We start from the raw sequence: 16,880 nt of genomic DNA, 5'->3' as shown, positions 1-16,880 counted from the left end.
TCCCCCTCCCCGGCTCCAGTCCGGCGATCATGAAGTAGTCGCCTGCCGCCTCGGCGTGTCGCGGCAACAACTTCATGATCAAGCGGGTGGGGCCGGGTGGGGGTGGGGGTCGTTAGAGGCGGATGCCGAGGAGGGCGTCGAGGGTGTCGGCGAAGAGGGCGGGGGCGGTCGGGTCGTCGGCGGTGCCGGCGAGGGCCTGCTCGGCCCAGGCGTCGGCGAGCGCCAGCGCCCCCGGAGTGTCCAGGTCGTCGGCGAGCCGGGCGCGTACGCCGGCCAGCAGCTCAGCCCCGGACGGCCCGGCCGGCGCGGCGGCGGCCCGCCGCCAGCGGGCCAGCCGCTCCTGGGCGGTGGTGAGCAGGTCCTCGGTCCAGGACCGGTCGGCCCGGTAGTGCCCGGACAGCAGCGCCAGCCGCACCGCCATCGGATCCACCTGGTCGGCCCGCAGCCGGGAGACGAAGACCAGGTTGCCCCGGGACTTCGACATCTTCTCGCCGTCCAGGCCGATCATGCCGGCGTGCGTGTAGTGCGTCGCGAACGGCGCCTCGCCGGTGAGCCGCTCGGCGTGCGCGGCGGAACACTCGTGGTGCGGGAAGAGCAGGTCGTTGCCGCCGCCCTGCACGTCGATCCGGTCGCCGAGCAGGCCCAGCGCGATGACCGCGCACTCGATGTGCCAGCCCGGACGGCCCGGGCCCAGCTCGCCGCCCGGCCAGGACGGCTCCCCCTCACGGGCGCCCCGCCACAGCAGCGGGTCGAGCGGGTCGCGCTTGCCGGCCCGCTCCGGGTCGCCGCCGCGCTCCGGGAAGATCTCCAACATCTGCTCGCGGGACAGGTTGGACTCGTAGCCGAACCGGGGCGCCGCGGTGATGTCGAAGTAGACGTCGCCGGTGCCGTCCTCCAGCCGGTACGCGGCGCCGTCCTTGAGCAGCACCAGCACCTTCTCGGCGATGTCCGGGATCGACTCGATCGCGCCCACGTAGTGCGCCGGCGGGATCATCCGCAGCGCCTCCATGTCCTCCCGGAACAGGGCGGTCTCCCGCATCGCGAGGACTTTCCAGTCCTCCCCGTCGCGGGCCGCGCGCTCCAGCAGCGGGTCGTCGATGTCGGTGACGTTCTGCACGTACTTCACGTTCAGCCCGGCGTCCCGCCAGACGCGCTGGACCAGGTCGAACGTGATCATGGTGGCGGCGTGACCGAGGTGGGTGGCGTCGTACGGGGTGATGCCGCAGACGTACATGGTCGCTGTGCCGTCCGGCGTGCTCGGGTGGACCCCCTGCCGTGCCGAGTCGAACAACGCCAGCGGCCCGCCCCTGCCGGGCAGCCGCGGCACCTCATGTCCCGCCCAAGACTCCATGATTGCCAGCCTAACCAGCGGTACGACAGGGCAGGACGAGCACCGGGGTGATCATCACGACAGCGGCTCACATGGGCGGCCAGGGCACCGCCGGCCAGTCCTCGGGCGGCTGCGGGAACCGGCCGGTGTCGCGCAGCCGGTCGATCCGGGCGGCCAGTTCGGCGATCTCGGTGATCGTCAGGTGGTCGGCCAGTTCGGCGCCGAGCGCCCCGGCGACCTGCCCGGCGAGCCCGTCGAGCATCTCCACCGCGTCCGCCGGCAACTGCCGGCCGGCCCAGCCCCAGAGCACCGTGCGCAGCTTCTCCTCGACGTGGAAGCTCACCCCGTGGTCCACGCCGTAGATCCGGTCGTCCGGGCCGACCAGCACGTGGCCGCCCTTGCGGTCGGCGTTGTTGATCACGGCGTCGAGCACCGCGAGCCGGGCCAGCCGCGGGTCGTCCGCGTGCGCCAGCGCGTACGGGGTGCCGTCGTCGTCGCGGGCGGCGGCGATCGGGAACCAGCGCGGCGGCAGCGCGTCGGCCGGCACGAACCCGACCAGCGGCTGCGCGTCGGCCGGCTCGTCGATCCAGAGCTGGCACGAGCCCGGCCCGAACGGGCCCTCGCGCAGCACCGTCGGCGGCACCAGGTCCCAGCCGCTGGCCCGGGAGACCAGGTACGCGGCCACCTCCCGACCGGCCAGCGTACCGTCCGGGAAGTCCCAGAGCGGGCGCTCGCCCCGCACCGGCTTGTAGACGCAGCGGGCGGTCACCCCGTCCAGGGTGAGGATCCCCCGCAGGGTGGTGTTCGAGGCGTCCACCAGCCGGCCCTCGAGGTCGAGCGCGCCGTCACGGAGCAGCCGGAGCGCGGCGTCGCCGTCCTGGCGGGGTTGCAGCCCGGACGACGTCACCGGTGGTAACCGTTGTGCCGCGGGCAGAGGTGGCCCGCGGGGTCCAGCGGCTGACCGCAGAGCGGGCAGGGCGGCCGGCCGGCGTTGACCACCCGCCGGGCCCGTTCGATGAACTGCCGCGTCGCCTCCGGGGTCAACCGCACCCGGAGCCGGTCGAGGTCGTCGTCGGGCTCGTCGTCGTCGGCGTCCTCGTCGTCGTCGGGCTCGCCCAGCTCGACCTCGGCCTCCGCCTCACCGGCCGCGATCGCCTCGATCACCACGGTGGCGGTGTCCACGTCGAAGGCCAGCCCGAGGGTGCCGACCCGGAACTCCTCGTCGACCGGCGTGTCCAGCGGGTCGTTGTCGCCGACGCTGGTGGCCGGCTCGGGCAGCTCGACGCCGAACCGGCGCTGCGCCTCGGAGAGCAGCTCCTCCAGCTTCTCGGCCAGCAACGACACCTGGACCTTCTCCAGCGCGACGCTGACCAGCCGGCCACCGCCGCGCGCCTGGAGGAAGAACGTGCGATCCCCCGGCGGCCCGACGGTCCCGGCGACGAACCGCTCCGGCGGCTCGAAGGCGTGCACCTGGTGGGTCATACCCACGACCCTATCCGGCCCGCAACGGCAACGCGCACCCCACCGACACCCCGAATCGCCCCCGCCCCGGCGACCCCGCCGTACCGCCGGGCCGACCCGGGCCGGACCGCGCCCGCCGCGCTCACCGCGACGCCCCCGCGCCCCCGCCGACCGCGGCGTCCGAGTCGGCCGCCCGGGCCGCCCGCCGGCGCCGCTTGCGCGGCGGCGGCACCAGCCCGGCCAGGTCACCGCCGGTGTCGTTGAGCCGCAGCAGGAACGGGCGCACCGGCGTGTAGCGGATCGCGGTCACCGACGCCGGGTCCGCCACGATCCGCTGAAACAGATCGAGGTGTACGCCCAGCGCGTCGGCCACGATCGCCTTGATCACGTCGCCGTGGCTGCACGCCAGCCAGACCGCCTCCGCGCCGTGCTCGGCGGTGACCCGGGCGTCCCAGGAACGCACCGCCGCCACCGCGCGGGCCGCCATCGCCGCCATCGCCTCCCCCTCCGGGAAGACCGCCGCGCTGGGATGCTGCTGCACCACCGGCCAGAGCGGCTCCTTGGCCAGCTTCTTCAACGGCTGCCCCTCCCAGCTGCCGTAACCGCACTCGATCAGGCCCTCCTCGACGACCGGGGTCGCCTCCGGCAACGCCAATTCGAGGGTCTGCCGGCAGCGGATCAACGGACTGGTCACCACCGCCGCCAGCGGCACCGCCCGGAGCCGCTCACCGACCGCTGTCGCCTGGGCCCGGCCGGTGTCGTCCAGCTCGACCGGCTGGCGGCCGGCCAGCCCACCGTCCGCGTTCGCGGTCGTCCGGCCGTGTCGCAGAAGCAGAAGGGTCGCCACGGTCACCACCCTAGGGCCTGGGACCTCGAGGTCCGCCGCCGTCCGGTGCGCCCGGCTTCTGGCTCTCCGGTGCGGCCGTTCCGCGTTGTCTACGCGTTCCTGGCGAGGTGGGTGGTTGCGGTGGGGGTGTGGCCCGCCGTGACCGGCTCCGGGCGGTCAGGCTTGATCCCTGCGCCGGTCACGGCGGGCCACACCCGCGTCGTGGTCCCGGTCCGCGCGGGAGGTCGCGGCGGGGTTGCTCGGTTTGCTGGTCCAGATTCGCTTCGTCACGGGGCCACCGGTGCCGCGGTCCGGGTCCGTTCGCGAGGTTACGGCGCGCCCGCCCTGGTCGCGGTCCGGGTCTGGTCGCGGTCCGGGTCCGCGCGCCTGGTCCTGGGGCTGCCGGTGACGTAGTCACGGTGCGTTGGCGATCGCCGTGCCCACCTCGTTCGCTCGCCCTGTGTCGGGTGCGTCACCATGGCCGGCCGGCGGTTGGCCGGGGCGGACGTTGTCGTCTGGGGTGGGCATGGTGTCCGGTGAGGGTGATGCCTCTGTGTCATCAATATGCCGTAGAGGTATCAGCGGATGCGCTTGGTTGCCGCGCCTGGCAGGGCCAGACGTCCCGGCGCTCGTTCTCTGGGGTCCGCCCCGCCATGGGGGCCCGAGGGCGGCTCGGTGCCGGGCGGGCTGATCGGCGAGCGCGCACCGAGGGCTCACCCCTTCGTGGAGCCGGGCAGTGGGTCGGGTCATCCAGACATTCCGCGCACGGGGGTGTCGGGGTGCGCGAAGGGCTGCGCTGTCTCGCCGACGTGGCGGTGTCCGCCCCGAGGGCCCGCACCGTTTCGCCGATGCGGCGGTATCGACCCGGAGGGCGTGCGCCGTTTCGCCGATGTGGCGGTGTCAACTGGGTCGGGATGGCCCCATATCGGCGACATGGAGTCGATCATCCCGGCGACTGCCGACTGGCACATGAGCCGCCGTGCCGGTGTGGGGTGTTTGTCGGGTTCGTAGGTGTGATCGGTGGCATCCGGGTGGCGGAATCGGGCCCGGGTCGGGGGCGTTATATCTTGCAGACGATCGAGCAAGGGGCACCGGCGCTGGCACGGCCGGCGTGAGACCCCGGGCCTGGCGGAATGATGACGGGCAGCCGGTCGTTACATCCCCCTGACGACCGCGGCAGTCCTTGCCTGGCGCCCGCCGGTTGAGGGTCATGGCCCCGGAATGACGGCGGCCCTGCGGTCGTTACATCCCCCCGAACGATCGCCGCACCGGTCCCCACTGGCACCCGCCGGTGAGGGTTGAGGGCCCCGGAATGATGGTGGCCCGGTGGTCGTTACACACAGTCCGGCACCGCGAAGGACACCGTCTCGCGGGTCTGGCCGGGCATCCCGGTACCAGGGCATCCCCCGCCCGCGAGAGCGTGCCGGATCTTTCCCCCAAGTCTTTTGAGCGCCCTGGTGGTGCTTGCGCCCCTGTGCCCGTTCCCCCTTTTGGGCTTGGTGGCGTTGACCCCCGAAGGAGCCTTTGTGATGAACACGATCATGCGTAAGAGCGTTCTGGGTATCGCTGGTCTGGCGTTCGCCGGTGGCGTCGTCGCCGGCCCCGCCACCGCCCACGCTGCTCCGGTTGAGGCGGTCAAGCCGGTGGCCGTGACCGTGCAGGCCGACAAGCCGGGTGTGGACAAGGCGAAGCTGATCCCGCATGGTGTGCAGGGCGAGCAGTCGCGCATCGAGCTGAACGACGAGCAGACCGCGAACGTGAAGGCGATCATCGCGGCGACGAAGAAGTCCGGCATGGACGAGCGGGCCGCCGTGGTGGCCATCGCCACCGCGCTGCAGGAGTCGAAGCTGGAGAACCTGGGCCACCTGGGTGAGCGCAACGACCACGACTCGCAGGGCCTGTTCCAGCAGCGCCCGTCCTCGGGTTGGGGCACGGTCGAGCAGATCACCGACCCCGAGTACTCCACCATGGCGTTCCTCAAGGGCCTCAAGCAGGTCGACGGCTGGCAGGACATGCCCCTGACCGTGGCCGCGCAGACGGTGCAGGTGTCGGCCTACCCCGACCACTACGCCCAGTGGGAACAGCAGGCCGCCGACCTCGTCACCGAGCACTGGAACAACTGACCCAACCAACACCGACTGACTTTCCTCGCTAGGGGGACTGCTGGCCGGCACCCGACGGGTGCCGGCCAGCAGCACATCCACCACCACAGGGCCGACACCCACCGACCGGGTGCCGGCCCTGCGGCGTCCTGTCCCCCAGTCAAGCCGAGGCCGCCGATCTCAGCCGCGCGACGACCCGTCACCGCGCACGGCGCACGGCGCACGGCGCACTGGGATCTTGGACAGTTACCGTCAGCCACGAACGGCACCTGTCCAAGATCCGAACCCGACGAGCCGCGCACGGCAACGCGGACAAGACGAGACACCCACCGGCAGGTTGACCGCGACCACGCGTCGGCGGCTCAACCAGGTCCGGGGTGTGGCCCGCCGTGACCGGCGCAGGGATCAAGCCTGACCGCCCGGAGCCGGGCACGGCGGGTCACACCCCCCACCCCCACCCCCACCCCGCAGGCCGCGACGCGAGCACCCCCACGCACCAGCCACCGACGCGACCACCGCGACACGACGCACCCGACGGGCCACCGCAACCCAGGCCGGCCCAGCACACAAGGCCGAGCCCCGGCAAGGCGAGTCCACGCGAAGCGAGCGAAGCCGATCACCGTCGACTGCGACTGATGTCGGCGACCGCGGAGATCAGAGCCAGCGCGATGATCGCGGCCGCCAGCAGCAGCGAGTGGCGGAAGGCCACCGACCAGTCCCCATCGCTCGCCGTCAACGACGCGAAGAAGACCGAGCCGACGGCGGCGATCCCGGCCGCGGCCCCGATGCGCTGGCCGGTCTGGAGCATGCCCGCGCCGCTGCCCGCCTGCGGCACCGGTACCTCGGAGAGGGTGAGGGTCTGGTTGGGCGCGATCACCAGCCCGCTGCCGAGCCCGGCGACCAGCAGCGGGCCGGCGGTCAGCCAGGGTACGGCGGTGTGCCCCGGGTCCAGCTCCAGGATCGCCACGACGCCGACCAGGCCGACGACGACGGTGACCAGGCCGCTGGCGACCAGCGGGCGTCCGTACCGGTTGACGATCCGCCCGCCGAGCGCGGAGGTGGCGGCCGAGCCCAGCGCGAACGGGGTGATCGCCAGGCCGGCGACGAGGGCGCTGTAGCCGAGCCCGTTCTGCAGGTAGAGCGTGAAGATGAAGAAGATGGCGGTGAACCCGCCGAAGTAGACAAACGCGATCAGCGAGCCCAGGGTGTACGACCGGACGGTGAACAGCCGCAGGTCGAACAGCGGCTGCTGGTTGCGGGCGTACCGCCACTCCCAGAGTCCGAAGGCGACCAGCGCGACCAGCCCGGCGGGGACGAGCAGCCACTTCTCCGGCCCGCGCCACTGCTGTTGCTGGACCAGCGGCAGCAGCACCAGGAGCACGCCGACCCCGAGCAGCAGCACGCCCACCGGGTCGAGGCGCCGGTTGTCGGCGGGGCTCCGCGGGCGGCTGGGCAGCAGCCGCCAGCCGAGGATCACCGCGACGACGCCGACCGGCACGTTGACGAAGAAGACCCACCGCCAGCCGTGGTCCTCGCCGCCGAGGGCGATCAGCAGACCGCCGAGCAGCGGGCCGATCGCGGTGGAGATGCCGATGGTGGCGCCGAGCAGGCCGAACGGGCGGGCCCGTTCCGGCCCCTGGAAGAGTTCCTGGATCAGGCCGGTGACCTGCGGGTTGACCACGCCGGCGGCGGCTCCCTGGAGCAGTCGCGCGGCGACCAGCCACTCGGGGGAGGTGGCCAGCCCGGCCAGCGCGCTGGTCAGGGTGAACAGGGTGATGCCGGCGACGAAGGCGTTGCGCCGGCCGCGGGCGTCGCCGAAGCGCCCGGCGGGCACCAGGGCGAGCCCGAAGGTCAGCGCGTAGCCGGAGAGGATCCACTGCAGGTCGCTGGGGGAGGCCCGCAGCGCGCGGTCCATCGACGGCACGGCGACGTTGACGATGCTCACGTCGAGCAGCGTCATGAAGGCGGCGACCAGCCCGACCCCGAGGGCCTGCCAGCGCCGCCGGTCGTCCGGCGCCGGCCGCCGTCGCGTCACGCCATCTGGCGGGCGCAGAACCGGGGGCCGAAGTCCAGCCCGGCCATGGGCGAATCCTCCCGGTGCAGCAGGTTCTTCTCGGTGAGCATGTGCAGGGGTCCGGTCAACTGCTCCTCGGTCAGGCCGCACTCCTCGGCGATCATGTCCGGGTAGGGCACCTGCCCGCGCGCCTCGAGCGCGGTCACCGCCTCGTACACCCGTTCCTCGACCTCCGACAGCTGTACCTGCCGCATGGCTCCTCCTTCGTTCTCCCGCCTCCGCGCGGGCGGTCTGCGCTGCGCGGTTACCCCCTGCGTGACCGAAGATGCCCACCCGATCGGGCGGTGCGCGGCCCCCGCCGGGAGGTCGCGGCGCGTGCCGGCGGGACGCCTCGCGCGGCCCCGCCGGCACCGATCCCGGGGTGCCCTAGGCTGCATCCGTGATCGTCTGGGACCTCGCCGTGGTGGGCGGTGGGCCGGCCGGGCTCTCCGCCGCGTACGTCGCCGCCCGCGCCGGCCTCCGCACCGTCGTCGTGGAACGCGCCGCGCACCCGCGGTACAAGACCTGCGGGGGTGGGCTGATCGGCACCTCGCTCGCGGCGGTGACGGAGCGGATCGAGGTGCCGGCGCACGACCGGGTCGACCGGGTCACCTTCACCCGGGACGGGCGGCGCGGGTTCACCCGCCGGCACGGCGGGCCGCTGGTGACCATGGTCCGCCGGGAGGAGTTCGACGACCGGTTGCGGGCCGCCGCCGTCGACGCCGGGGCCGAGGTGCGCGAGCGGGTCGCCGTCCGCGCCGTGGAGCAGGACCCCGACGGCGTACGCCTGCGGCTGGCCGACGGCGACACCGTGCACGCCCGGACGGTCATCGGCGCGGACGGCTCGTCGGGGGTGACCGCCCGGCACGTGGGGGTGGACTACCGGCAGGTCGACCTGGGGCTGGAGGTGGAGCTGCCGGTGCCGCCCGCGGAGCAGGACCGCTGGCGGGGCCGGGTGCTGCTGGACTGGGGCCCGCTCGCCGGGTCGTACGCCTGGGTGTTCCCGAAGGGCGACCGGCTCACCGTCGGGGTGATCGCGGCCCGCGGCGAGGGGGAGCGGACCCGGGAGTACCTGCGCCGGTTCGTCGACCGGTTGGGTTTGACGGACGTGCCACCGGCGCACGACTCCGGGCACCTGACCCGCTGCCGGGCCGAGGATTCGCCGCTGCGGCGGGGCCGGGTGCTGGTGGTCGGGGACGCCGCCGGGCTGCTGGAACCGTGGAGCCGGGAGGGGATCAGCTACGCGCTGCGCTCCGGCGAGCTGGCCGGCGCGGCGGTCGCGGCCGGCGACCTGGCCGGCTACGAGCGCGCGGTCACCGAGCGGCTGGTGCCGTCGATGCGGGCCGGACACCGGCTGCTGGACGTCTTCTCCCGCCGGCCGGAGGTCTTCCACGCGCTGCTGGCCAGCCCGCCGGGATGGCGGATGTTCGTGCGGTTCTGCCAGGGGCGGGCGAGCTTCGACGAGACGCTGTCCCGGGCGCCGGTCCGGGCGGCGTTGGCGCTGCTGGACCGGCTGCCGGCGCCCCGGCGCCCGGGTGCCAAGCTGCCCGGCTGACCACCTCGCCGCACCGACGCCGTGGCACCCATCGACCGTCCACCTTGTAATCCAGGATCCTAGGATGCCTTACGCGACGTGACGCCGCCGGCGTGCTGGCCAGGACAGTGGCCAGCACGGAGAATGGCGGCGTCGAGGGGAGGAGCGCATGACCGAGGACCGCACCGATGTGTCGTTCACCGACGAGGAGTACGCGTTCCTGCGGCACGTCCGCTTCGGCGAGCTGCCGCCCGCGGTGCGTCCCGAGGAGCGGGTCGAGCTGACCGAGACCGACCCGCGCCGGGACCGTCCGGAGCCGCTCGACGATGCGGAACGCTGGGACCTGCGGCACGGCTGAGACGCGCCGGCGGGCCGCGGGCGTCACCGCCCACGGCCCGCCGGGTGGTACGGGTCAGAAGACCGGAACGCCCTCGCGCACCAGCCGCCAGTTCGGCTGGAAGAAGTCGGCCGGGTCGATCGTGCCGCGGGCCTGCGCCCAGTCGATGAGCAGCTGGCGGATCTCCTGCTGCGCGTTGTAGACCTGCGTCTTGACGATGCCGGGGAAGTTGCCGCCACCGCTGCGCCGGTAGTTGTTCACCGCCACCACGAACTGCGCGTTGTCGGCCACCGGCGTGTCGGTGTTGGGCAGCACCAGCCGGGTGATCCGCTGGCCGACCGGCCGGGAGATGTCGATGTCGTAGTCCAGGCCGGAGATGACGTCGTAGTTGTAGTCCGGAACGGCCGGGTCACTGATCGTCTCCGGCTCCACCGGCGCGCCCGGGGCGAGCGTGCGGAAGTACTTCGCCGAGTACTCCAGGTAGGCGCGCACCTCGGCGCCGCTGAGCACCACGGCCTCGAGGGTGTTGTCGTAGACGTAGAGCCCCGCGACGTCGCGGATCTTCACGTCCCCGGCCGGGAAGACGGCGGTGCGGCTGAACGGCGCGGCGATCGACAGCACCGGCAGGCTCGCGTACGAGGTGCCGGCCAGCGCGCCGGTGACCACCTCGGTCTGCACGTGGTTGATGAAGTCCAGGATCGGGGTGTCCTTGTACCGGGACTCCGCGGCCGACAGCTCCACGGTCGAGCGGGCGACCACCTGGTTGACGTACGCCACGGTCTTCTGGTGCTGGGCCCGCACGGCCGCGAGGACCTTCGGGTCCTCGACCACCGTGTTGGTGTTGAGCAGCGCCGCGGCCTTCTTGGTGATCTTCCACCGGCCGCGCTCGCGGGTCAGCTCGAAGTCCATCCTGGTCAGCCGCTGGCCCCACTTCGACGGCTCGGAGAGCAGCACCTGCTCGCCGGTCCGCGCGTTGGTCACGAACCGTTCGGCGACCTCGGCGTGCGCGTGGCCGAAGAGGATCGCGTCGATGCCGGGCACCTGCTCCGCGATCAGCGCTGTCGGGTTCTCGATCGGCAGCTCCGGGCCGTAGCTGGAGGTGCCGCTGTCGCCGCCGTGCGCGGAGATCAGCACGATGTCCGCGCCGCGGGCCCGCATGACCGGGACCCACTTGGCGGCGGTGGCGATCATGTCGTCGAAGCGCAGCCGGCCCTCGACGTTGCCCTTGTCCCAGATGGCCACGCCGGGGTTGGTCAGGCCGAGGATGCCGACCCGCAGGGTGGGTGCGGCGAAGCCGAGGGAGACCTTCTTGATGACGTACGGCAGGAAGGCCGGCTTGCCGGTGGCGACGTTGATGGCGTTGGCGGCCAGCGCCGGGAAGCCGAGCTGGCGGATCCACAGGTCGAGCAGCGGCAGGCCGTAGTTGAACTCGTGGTTGCCCAGGGTGACGGCGTCGTAGTCGATGATGTTCATCGCCCGGGCCATCGGGTGCTTCTCACCGGTGCTGGTGATCGGCTCCTGCTTGGCGTAGAAGGTGGCCAGGGGAGTGCCCTGGATGGTGTCGCCGGCGTCGAGCACCAGCGTGGCCTTGCCGCGCCGCTCGGCGCGGATCTGGTTGATCAGCGTCGCCAGCTTCGCGACGCCGATGTCGTTGTGCCGGCTGTCGTCGTACTCGGCGTCCTTGTAGTAGTCCCAGTTGTAGACGTTCCCGTGGGTGTCCGACGTGCCGAGCAGGGTGAGGTCCCAGCTGCGCGGCCGGGCCGCACCGGCCGCCCGGGCGGGGCCGGCGGCGATCAGCGGGGCGGAGGCCGCCGCGGCCGCCGCGGCGAGCACCGTGCGGCGGGACGGGCCGGAGGGAGAGGTCATGCGATGCCCTTCCATGGGGGTGGAGACGCCTCGTGGGCGCCGAGCGCACCATAACGGCCGGCTGTCCCACCTGCCACAGCGGCCCGTGAGGCCCCAGCCGTCACACCGCGTACCGCGCCGCCGTTTCCGTCCGCCGAGCCGGGGTAGGGCTGTCGGGGACCGATCGACAGGTGCGCGAGGAGACGTCGGTGAGTGAGGACCAGTACACCCAGCAGGACCCGACCACCCAGTACGGCCAGCAGTCCGGCCAGCCGGGGCAGCAGCAGGCGCCGCCGGGCTCGACGGGGCGGATGACGCCGGAGCCGGACCACGGCGAGGAGTCGTACCGGGGCAGCGGCAAGCTCGCCGGCAAGCGGGCGCTGATCACCGGCGGTGACTCCGGGATCGGCCGGGCGGTGGCGATCGCGTTCGCCCGGGAGGGCGCCGACGTGCTCATCTCCTACCTGTCCGAGGACGCCGACGCCCGGGAGACCGTGCGGTGGGTGGAGGAGGCCGGCCGGACGGCCGTCGCGGTGCGCGGCGACATCACCGACGAGCGGCACTGCCAGGAGCTGGTCGACCGGGCCGTACGCGACCTCGGTGGCCTCGACATCCTGGTGAACAACGCCGCCTTCCAGATGGCGCAGGAGAAGGGGATCGCCGGGATCAGCAGCGAGCAGTTCGACCGGGTGCTCAAGACCAACCTGTACGCGATGTTCTGGCTGTGCAAGGCGGCCCTGCCGCACCTGTCCGAGGGGTCGGCGATCATCAACACCTCGTCGATCCAGGCGTTCGACCCGTCGCCGCAGCTGCTGGACTACGCCACCACCAAGGCCGGCATCGTGAACTTCACCAAGGCGCTCGCCCAGGAGCTGGCCGAGCGGGGCATCCGGGTGAACGCGGTGGCCCCCGGCCCGATCTGGACCCCGCTCATCCCGGCCACCATGCCGGAGGAGAAGGTGAAGCAGTTCGGCCAGGACACTCCCGAGGGGCGCCCGGGGCAGCCGGCCGAGCTGGCGCCGGCGTACGTCTTCTTCGCCAGCCAGGAGTCGAGCTACGTCACCGGCGAGGTGCTCGGCGTGACCGGCGGCCGGCCGACGAAGTGAGCACCGCCCGCCGTGCGGCGCGGGTCGCACGGCGGGCGGTCAGCGCGGCCAGTCGGCGAGCCGCTCGCGGACCCGGGCCACCTCGGCCGGGTCGAGCCCGTAGCGGGCGAACCGGCGGTCCGGCAGCCGGTCCAGGTAGCGGCCGGCGGCGCGGACGTCCTCCGGGTCCAGCGCCGGGTCGAACTGGTGGGCCAGGGCCAGCAGCTCGGTCACCGGGTAGTGCGCCCGGGCCGCGGCGACGTCGATGTAGTCGCGTACCTCCCGGCGGTTGACCAGGGCGGCGGTCTTGCTGGCCACCAGGTCGCGCAGGTCCATCACGGGGCCCAGGTCCATCACCACCGGGCTGCGGTGCCGGTCGAGCCGGGCCAGGCTCAGCCGGAGCTGCCGGTCGCCCCGGCTGACCACGAAGTCCCGCAGGTCCCGGTCGAAGCCGTCGAACAGCTCGGCCAGGTCGCTGTCCGGGTCGGCGTCGTCGACCTGGAAACCGGCCCGCCGCAGCGCGTCGCGTACCCCGGTCGCGGCGGCCGCGGCCGCGCCCTCCACGTCGGCGAAGAGGTCGACGTCCTCGGTGGGGCGGGTGACCAGGCCGTGCGCGGCCCAGGCCACCCCGCCGCCGAGCACGAAGCGGTACCGCCCGGCGGCCGACAGGGCCACCCGGGCCACCTCGCGGTAGAACTCGTGGGGGTGGGCGCCGCTCACGCCGCCCGCAGGCCCCGGTGCCGGTCCTCCCAGGCGGCGCGGACACCGCGTGGCAGGTTGAGCAGCCGCCACACCCGGCGCAGCGTCCGGCCGTTGATCAGCCGGCGGAGGTCCTCCGTCCGGGTCGTCTCGCGCAGCACGTTCTCGTACATCCAGAGCAGCTGGTCCGGGTCGCCGAGGTCGAACCGGCGGTCGGGGCACCACATCAGCCGCACCGGCAGCTCGACCTCGCCCCGGGTGGGGCCGGTGAGCTCGGCCAGGGTGCGCGCCACCACGGCGGGACGCCCCGGACGGGCCAGGTGGGCCGCGCGGGGTGCGGTGGTGGGAGTGGCCGACATGGTGTCAGGGTAACGCCCCCGACCGCCGGGGTGCGCGTACGCGTGCGTCCGGTGCGCCATGAGCCAGCCGCCGTCGGCGTGGTCGGGTCGCGGAGTCCACGTCCGCGCGGCACGCCGGCAGCCGACCTCAGCGGTCGGCGGCACCGGTCTCCCGGCGCCCGTGGGCGTGCTCCACCTCGCGCAGGTTGCGCCGCAGGTGGGCGCGCTCGGGTTCGGTGCCGGCCAGGTCGAGCGCCGCCCGGTAGGCGGCCGCCGCCTCGGCGTACCGGCCGAGCTGGCGCAGCAGGTCGCCGCGGGCGGCCGGGTAGGGGTGGTGCCCGCGCAGCCGCGGCTCGTCGGCCAGCTCGTCGAGCAGCGCCAGGCCGGCCGCCGGCCCGTCCCGCATGGCGACCGCCACGGCCCGGTTCAGCGCGACGATCGGGGACGGCGCGACGGCGAACAGCACGTCGTAGAGCGCCACGATCTGCGGCCAGTCGGTGCCCGCCAGGTCGGCCGCCTCGTCGTGCAGCGCGGCGATCGCGGCCTGCACCCCGTAGGGGCCGGGCGGGCCGCCGGTCAGCGCCACCGGCACCAGGTCACGCCCCTCGTCGATCATCTGCCGGTCCCACCGGCCGCGGTCCTGGTCGGCGAGGAGCACCAGCCCGCCGTCCGGGCCGGTGCGGGCGCCGCGCCGGGCGTGCACCAGCAGCATCAGCCCGAGCAGCCCGGCCACCTCCCGCTCGGCGGGCAGCAGCCGGCGCAGGATCCGGGCCAGCCGGATCGCCTCCTCGGCGAGGTCGAGGCGCTGCAAGCGGGCCCCCGAGCTGGCCGCGTAGCCCTCGGTGAAGATCGAGTAGAGCACCTGGAGCACGCCGGGCAGGCGGTCGGGCAGCTCGTCCGGGCCGGGCACCCGGAACGGGATCCGGGCCTCCCGGATCTTCCGTTTCGCCCGGACGATCCGCTGGGCCATCGTCGCCGCCGGCACCAGGAAGGCCCGCGCGACCTCGGGAGTGGTCAGGCCGGCGAGGCACCGCAGGGTCAGCGCCGTCCGGTCCTCCGCGGGCAACGCCGGGTGGGCGCAGGTGAAGAAGAGTTCCAGCCGTTCGTCGGGCAGGTCCGTGTCCGCGTCCGCCGGCGGGGCCGGGTCGGCCCGTTCCGCCTCCACCTGCAGGATCGCCAGCCGCGCCGCGTACGCCCGGTCGCGCCGCAGCCGGTCCACCGCCCGGCGCCGGGCGGTGGTCAGCAACCAGGCCCCGGGCCTGGCCGGTACGCCGTCGGCCGGCCAGTGCACCAGAGCCGCCTCGATGGCCTCGGAGGTGACCTCCTCGGCCAGGTCGAGGTCGCCGAACCGGCGGACGAGGGAGGCGAGCAGGCGGCCGCGTTCCTCCCGGAACATCAACTCGACGGACGCCCCGACGCCGGTGTTCCGCTCGTCCGCCGCGGTCACTGGTCGAACTCGGCGACCGGCCGGACGACCACCGACCCGCCGCCACGCGCCCCGGGGCAGCGCGCGGCCCAGTCCAGGGCGACGTCGAGGTTCGGTACGTCGATCACGTAGTAGCCGCCGAGCACCTCGCGGGTCTCCGCGTACGGCCCGTCGGTGACGGTCCGTTCGCCGTTCGGGCCGACCCGAACGGTGGTGGCGGTGGTCAGGTCCTTCAGCGAGTGCCCCGAGACGACGACGCCCGCCTCGTTGAGCGCCTTGTCGTACATCATCCAGTCCTCGACCGTGCACTGGTCGGCGCCGTCGGTTGCTCCGGCGTGGATCAGCAGCATGTACTTCATGTCCGACTCCTCGGTGTCTCGTCGTGCGGCCCCGTGCCGTACAGGATGACGACGATCGGGTCACGGCGAAATCGACGGGGTCCGGGAAGAATTTTCCGGACGGCTTGGGTCCGTGTTCCGGGTTCGCCTGGGGGCCTGGTTGGTTGCGGTGGGTGCGGCCCGGAGTGACCGGCTTCGGGCTGTCTGGCCGGGGTTCGCTTGTGGTGTCGTGGGTGGTTGGGGGTGGGCCCTCCGTGCCCGGCTTCGGGGCGGTTGGGCTTGGTTCCTGGGCCGGGGTTCACTTGCGGTGCGTGGGTGGTTGCGGTTGGGGTGTGGCCCGCCGTGACCGGCTCCGGGCGGTCAGGCTTGATCCCTGCGCCGGTCACGGCGGGCCACACCCGCGTCGTGGTCCCGGTCCGCCCGTGTCGGTGCGGCGGGGCCACGTTGTGGTGGTCCAGGTTCGCCCGGCTGCTCCGTGCCGGCGGGCTGAGCGGCGCGAACCGGGTTCACCCCGTCGCGGAACCCCGGGCGGTCGGGCTATCCGGACATTCCTCCGCATGGGGTTGTCGGGGTGCGTGAGGCGCTGCGCTGTTTCGCCGATGTGGCGGTGTCAACTGGGTCGGGATGGCCCCATATCGGCGACATGGAGTCGATCTTCCCGGCGACCGAGGGCCGGCCGTATGAGCCGCCGTGCCGCCTGGGGTGTTTGTCGGGTTCGTGGGTGTGATCGGTGGCATCCGGGTGGTGGAATCGGGCCCGGGTCGGGGGCGTTATATCTCGCGGACGATCGAGCAAGGGCTCGCTGGTATGGCCGGCGTGAGACCCCGGGCCTGGCGGAATGATCGCGGGCGGCCGGTCGTTGCATCTCCCTGACGATCGCAGGACCGGTCCCGCCGGCACCCGCCGGTTGAGGATCGTGGCCCCGGAATGACGGCGGCCCGGTGGTCGTTGCATCCCCCCGAACGATCGCGGCAGCCCTTGCCCAGCACACGCCGGTGAGGGTTTGAGGGCCCCGGGCCCCGGAATGATGGTGGCCTGGTGGTCGTTACACACGGTCCGGCACCGCGAAGGACACGTCTCGCGGGTCTGCCGGGCATCCCGGTACCAGGGCATCCCCCGCCCCGCGCGTGCCGGATCCCCCGAAGTCTTTCTGAGCGCCCTGGTGGTGCTTGCGCCACCGTGCCCGTCCCCCCGTTTGGGCTGGTGGCGTTGACCCCCGAAGGAGCTTTTGTGATGAACACGATCATGCGTAAGAGCGTTCTGGGTGTTGCTGGTCTGGCGTTCGCCGGTGGCGTCGTCGCCGGCCCCGCCGCCGCCGACGCTGCTCCGGTTGAGGCGGTCAAGCCGGTCGCCGTGACCGTGCAGGCCGACAAGCCGGGTGTGGACAAGGCGAAGCTGATCCCGCACGGTGTGCAGGGCGAGCAGTCGCGCATCGAGCTGAACGATGAGCAGACCGCGAATGTGAAGGCGATCATCGCGGCGACGAAGAAGTCCGGTATGGACGAG

At 73.3% G+C, this 16,880-nt stretch carries 15 protein-coding genes and 1 pseudogene; 5 read left to right on the top strand and 11 right to left on the bottom strand.

Annotated features, from left to right (window positions below):
• Window positions 1-112 precede the first annotated feature (112 nt).
• From mshC to SM577_RS23035, 4 genes are all read right to left on the bottom strand, one after another.
• The gene (gene mshC / locus SM577_RS23050; RefSeq protein ID WP_474579840.1) at window positions 113-1,351 is read right to left on the bottom strand and encodes a cysteine--1-D-myo-inosityl 2-amino-2-deoxy-alpha-D-glucopyranoside ligase; all 1,239 of its coding nucleotides are present in this window, start codon (window positions 1,349-1,351) and stop codon (window positions 113-115) included.
• Window positions 1,352-1,418: 67 nt separating this feature from the next.
• Complete coding sequence (locus SM577_RS23045; RefSeq protein WP_474579841.1) at window positions 1,419-2,237, bottom strand: SCO1664 family protein; 819 nt, start codon at window positions 2,235-2,237, stop codon at window positions 1,419-1,421.
• Window positions 2,234-2,812, bottom strand: coding sequence for a DUF3090 domain-containing protein (locus tag SM577_RS23040; RefSeq protein WP_302922761.1), 579 nt, complete (start codon window positions 2,810-2,812; stop codon window positions 2,234-2,236). The genes SM577_RS23045 and SM577_RS23040 overlap by 4 nt, the downstream gene beginning before the upstream one ends.
• 121 nt (window positions 2,813-2,933) lie before the next feature.
• Window positions 2,934-3,647 (bottom strand): MSMEG_4193 family putative phosphomutase, encoded by a 714-nt coding sequence (locus SM577_RS23035; protein WP_474579842.1) that lies wholly within the window; start codon window positions 3,645-3,647, stop codon window positions 2,934-2,936.
• 1,499 nt (window positions 3,648-5,146) lie between these two features.
• Here SM577_RS23035 and SM577_RS23030 point away from each other — a divergent pair.
• Complete coding sequence (locus SM577_RS23030; RefSeq protein WP_474587948.1) at window positions 5,147-5,740, top strand: hypothetical protein; 594 nt, start codon at window positions 5,147-5,149, stop codon at window positions 5,738-5,740.
• 595 nt (window positions 5,741-6,335) lie between these two features.
• Here the strand turns inward: SM577_RS23030 and SM577_RS23025 are convergent.
• Both SM577_RS23025 and SM577_RS23020 read right to left on the bottom strand, forming a co-directional pair.
• Complete coding sequence (locus tag SM577_RS23025; protein WP_474587947.1) at window positions 6,336-7,754, bottom strand: MFS transporter; 1,419 nt, start codon at window positions 7,752-7,754, stop codon at window positions 6,336-6,338.
• Complete coding sequence (locus SM577_RS23020; RefSeq protein WP_302923002.1) at window positions 7,751-7,987, bottom strand: hypothetical protein; 237 nt, start codon at window positions 7,985-7,987, stop codon at window positions 7,751-7,753. Before SM577_RS23020 ends, SM577_RS23025 begins: the two co-directional genes overlap by 4 nt.
• A gap of 185 nt (window positions 7,988-8,172) precedes the next feature.
• Between SM577_RS23020 and SM577_RS23015 the strand changes: the two genes are divergently transcribed.
• Together SM577_RS23015 and SM577_RS23010 are read left to right on the top strand one after the other, a co-directional pair.
• On the top strand, window positions 8,173-9,327 hold the full coding sequence (locus SM577_RS23015; protein WP_302923001.1) for a geranylgeranyl reductase family protein: 1,155 nt from the start codon (window positions 8,173-8,175) through the stop codon (window positions 9,325-9,327).
• Between the two features lie 148 nt (window positions 9,328-9,475).
• Window positions 9,476-9,664: a hypothetical protein gene (locus SM577_RS23010; RefSeq protein ID WP_302923000.1), complete on the top strand. Its 189-nt coding sequence runs from the start codon at window positions 9,476-9,478 to the stop codon at window positions 9,662-9,664.
• Window positions 9,665-9,718: 54 nt separating this feature from the next.
• Here SM577_RS23010 and SM577_RS23005 read toward each other — a convergent pair whose 3' ends face one another.
• Window positions 9,719-11,509, bottom strand: a complete 1,791-nt coding sequence (locus SM577_RS23005) for a bifunctional metallophosphatase/5'-nucleotidase (protein WP_474587946.1) — start codon at window positions 11,507-11,509, stop codon at window positions 9,719-9,721.
• Window positions 11,510-11,697: 188 nt separating this feature from the next.
• On the opposite strand from SM577_RS23005, the gene SM577_RS23000 reads away from it, so the two are divergent.
• Window positions 11,698-12,594, top strand: a complete 897-nt coding sequence (locus SM577_RS23000; protein WP_302922998.1) for an SDR family oxidoreductase — start codon at window positions 11,698-11,700, stop codon at window positions 12,592-12,594.
• 39 nt (window positions 12,595-12,633) lie between these two features.
• Here the strand turns inward: SM577_RS23000 and SM577_RS22995 are convergent, their stop codons facing one another.
• The 4 genes from SM577_RS22995 to SM577_RS22980 form a co-directional block, all read right to left on the bottom strand.
• A complete protein-coding gene (locus tag SM577_RS22995) occupies window positions 12,634-13,293 on the bottom strand; it encodes a nucleotidyl transferase AbiEii/AbiGii toxin family protein (protein ID WP_302922997.1) in 660 nt (219 codons plus the stop codon).
• Entirely contained in the window at window positions 13,290-13,631 is a 342-nt protein-coding gene (locus tag SM577_RS22990) for a hypothetical protein (RefSeq protein WP_302922996.1), read from the bottom strand. Before SM577_RS22990 ends, SM577_RS22995 begins: the two co-directional genes overlap by 4 nt.
• 127 nt (window positions 13,632-13,758) lie before the next feature.
• Entirely contained in the window at window positions 13,759-15,006 is a 1,248-nt protein-coding gene (locus tag SM577_RS22985; RefSeq protein WP_474582963.1) for an RNA polymerase sigma factor, read from the bottom strand.
• Between the two features lie 47 nt (window positions 15,007-15,053).
• Complete coding sequence (locus SM577_RS22980) at window positions 15,054-15,395, bottom strand: YciI family protein (RefSeq protein WP_302922995.1); 342 nt, start codon at window positions 15,393-15,395, stop codon at window positions 15,054-15,056.
• A 1,212-nt stretch (window positions 15,396-16,607) separates the two neighbouring features.
• Between SM577_RS22980 and SM577_RS22975 the strand changes: the two are divergent.
• Window positions 16,608-16,880, top strand: a pseudogene (locus tag SM577_RS22975) (hypothetical protein); the annotation flags it as partial.

The organism is Micromonospora desertarenae (genome assembly GCF_056150265.1).
This window is presented reverse-complemented; position numbering and strand designations above follow the sequence as displayed.

Bases quoted from the DNA above. Each gene is read 5' to 3' on its own strand.
- SM577_RS22990 (WP_302922996.1), bottom strand. From the start codon at position 13,631: ATGTCGGCCACTCCCACCACCGCACCCCGCGCGGCCCACCTGGCCCGT.
- SM577_RS23005 (WP_474587946.1), bottom strand. From the start codon at position 11,509: ATGACCTCTCCCTCCGGCCCGTCCCGCCGCACGGTGCTCGCCGCGGCG.
- SM577_RS23040 (WP_302922761.1), bottom strand. From the start codon at position 2,812: ATGACCCACCAGGTGCACGCCTTCGAGCCGCCGGAGCGGTTCGTCGCC.
- SM577_RS22985 (WP_474582963.1), bottom strand. From the start codon at position 15,006: ATGTTCCGGGAGGAACGCGGCCGCCTGCTCGCCTCCCTCGTCCGCCGG.
- SM577_RS22980 (WP_302922995.1), bottom strand. From the start codon at position 15,395: ATGAAGTACATGCTGCTGATCCACGCCGGAGCAACCGACGGCGCCGAC.
- mshC (WP_474579840.1), bottom strand. From the start codon at position 1,351: ATGGAGTCTTGGGCGGGACATGAGGTGCCGCGGCTGCCCGGCAGGGGC.
- SM577_RS23010 (WP_302923000.1), top strand. From the start codon at position 9,476: ATGACCGAGGACCGCACCGATGTGTCGTTCACCGACGAGGAGTACGCG.
- SM577_RS23030 (WP_474587948.1), top strand. From the start codon at position 5,147: ATGAACACGATCATGCGTAAGAGCGTTCTGGGTATCGCTGGTCTGGCG.
- SM577_RS23020 (WP_302923002.1), bottom strand. From the start codon at position 7,987: ATGCGGCAGGTACAGCTGTCGGAGGTCGAGGAACGGGTGTACGAGGCG.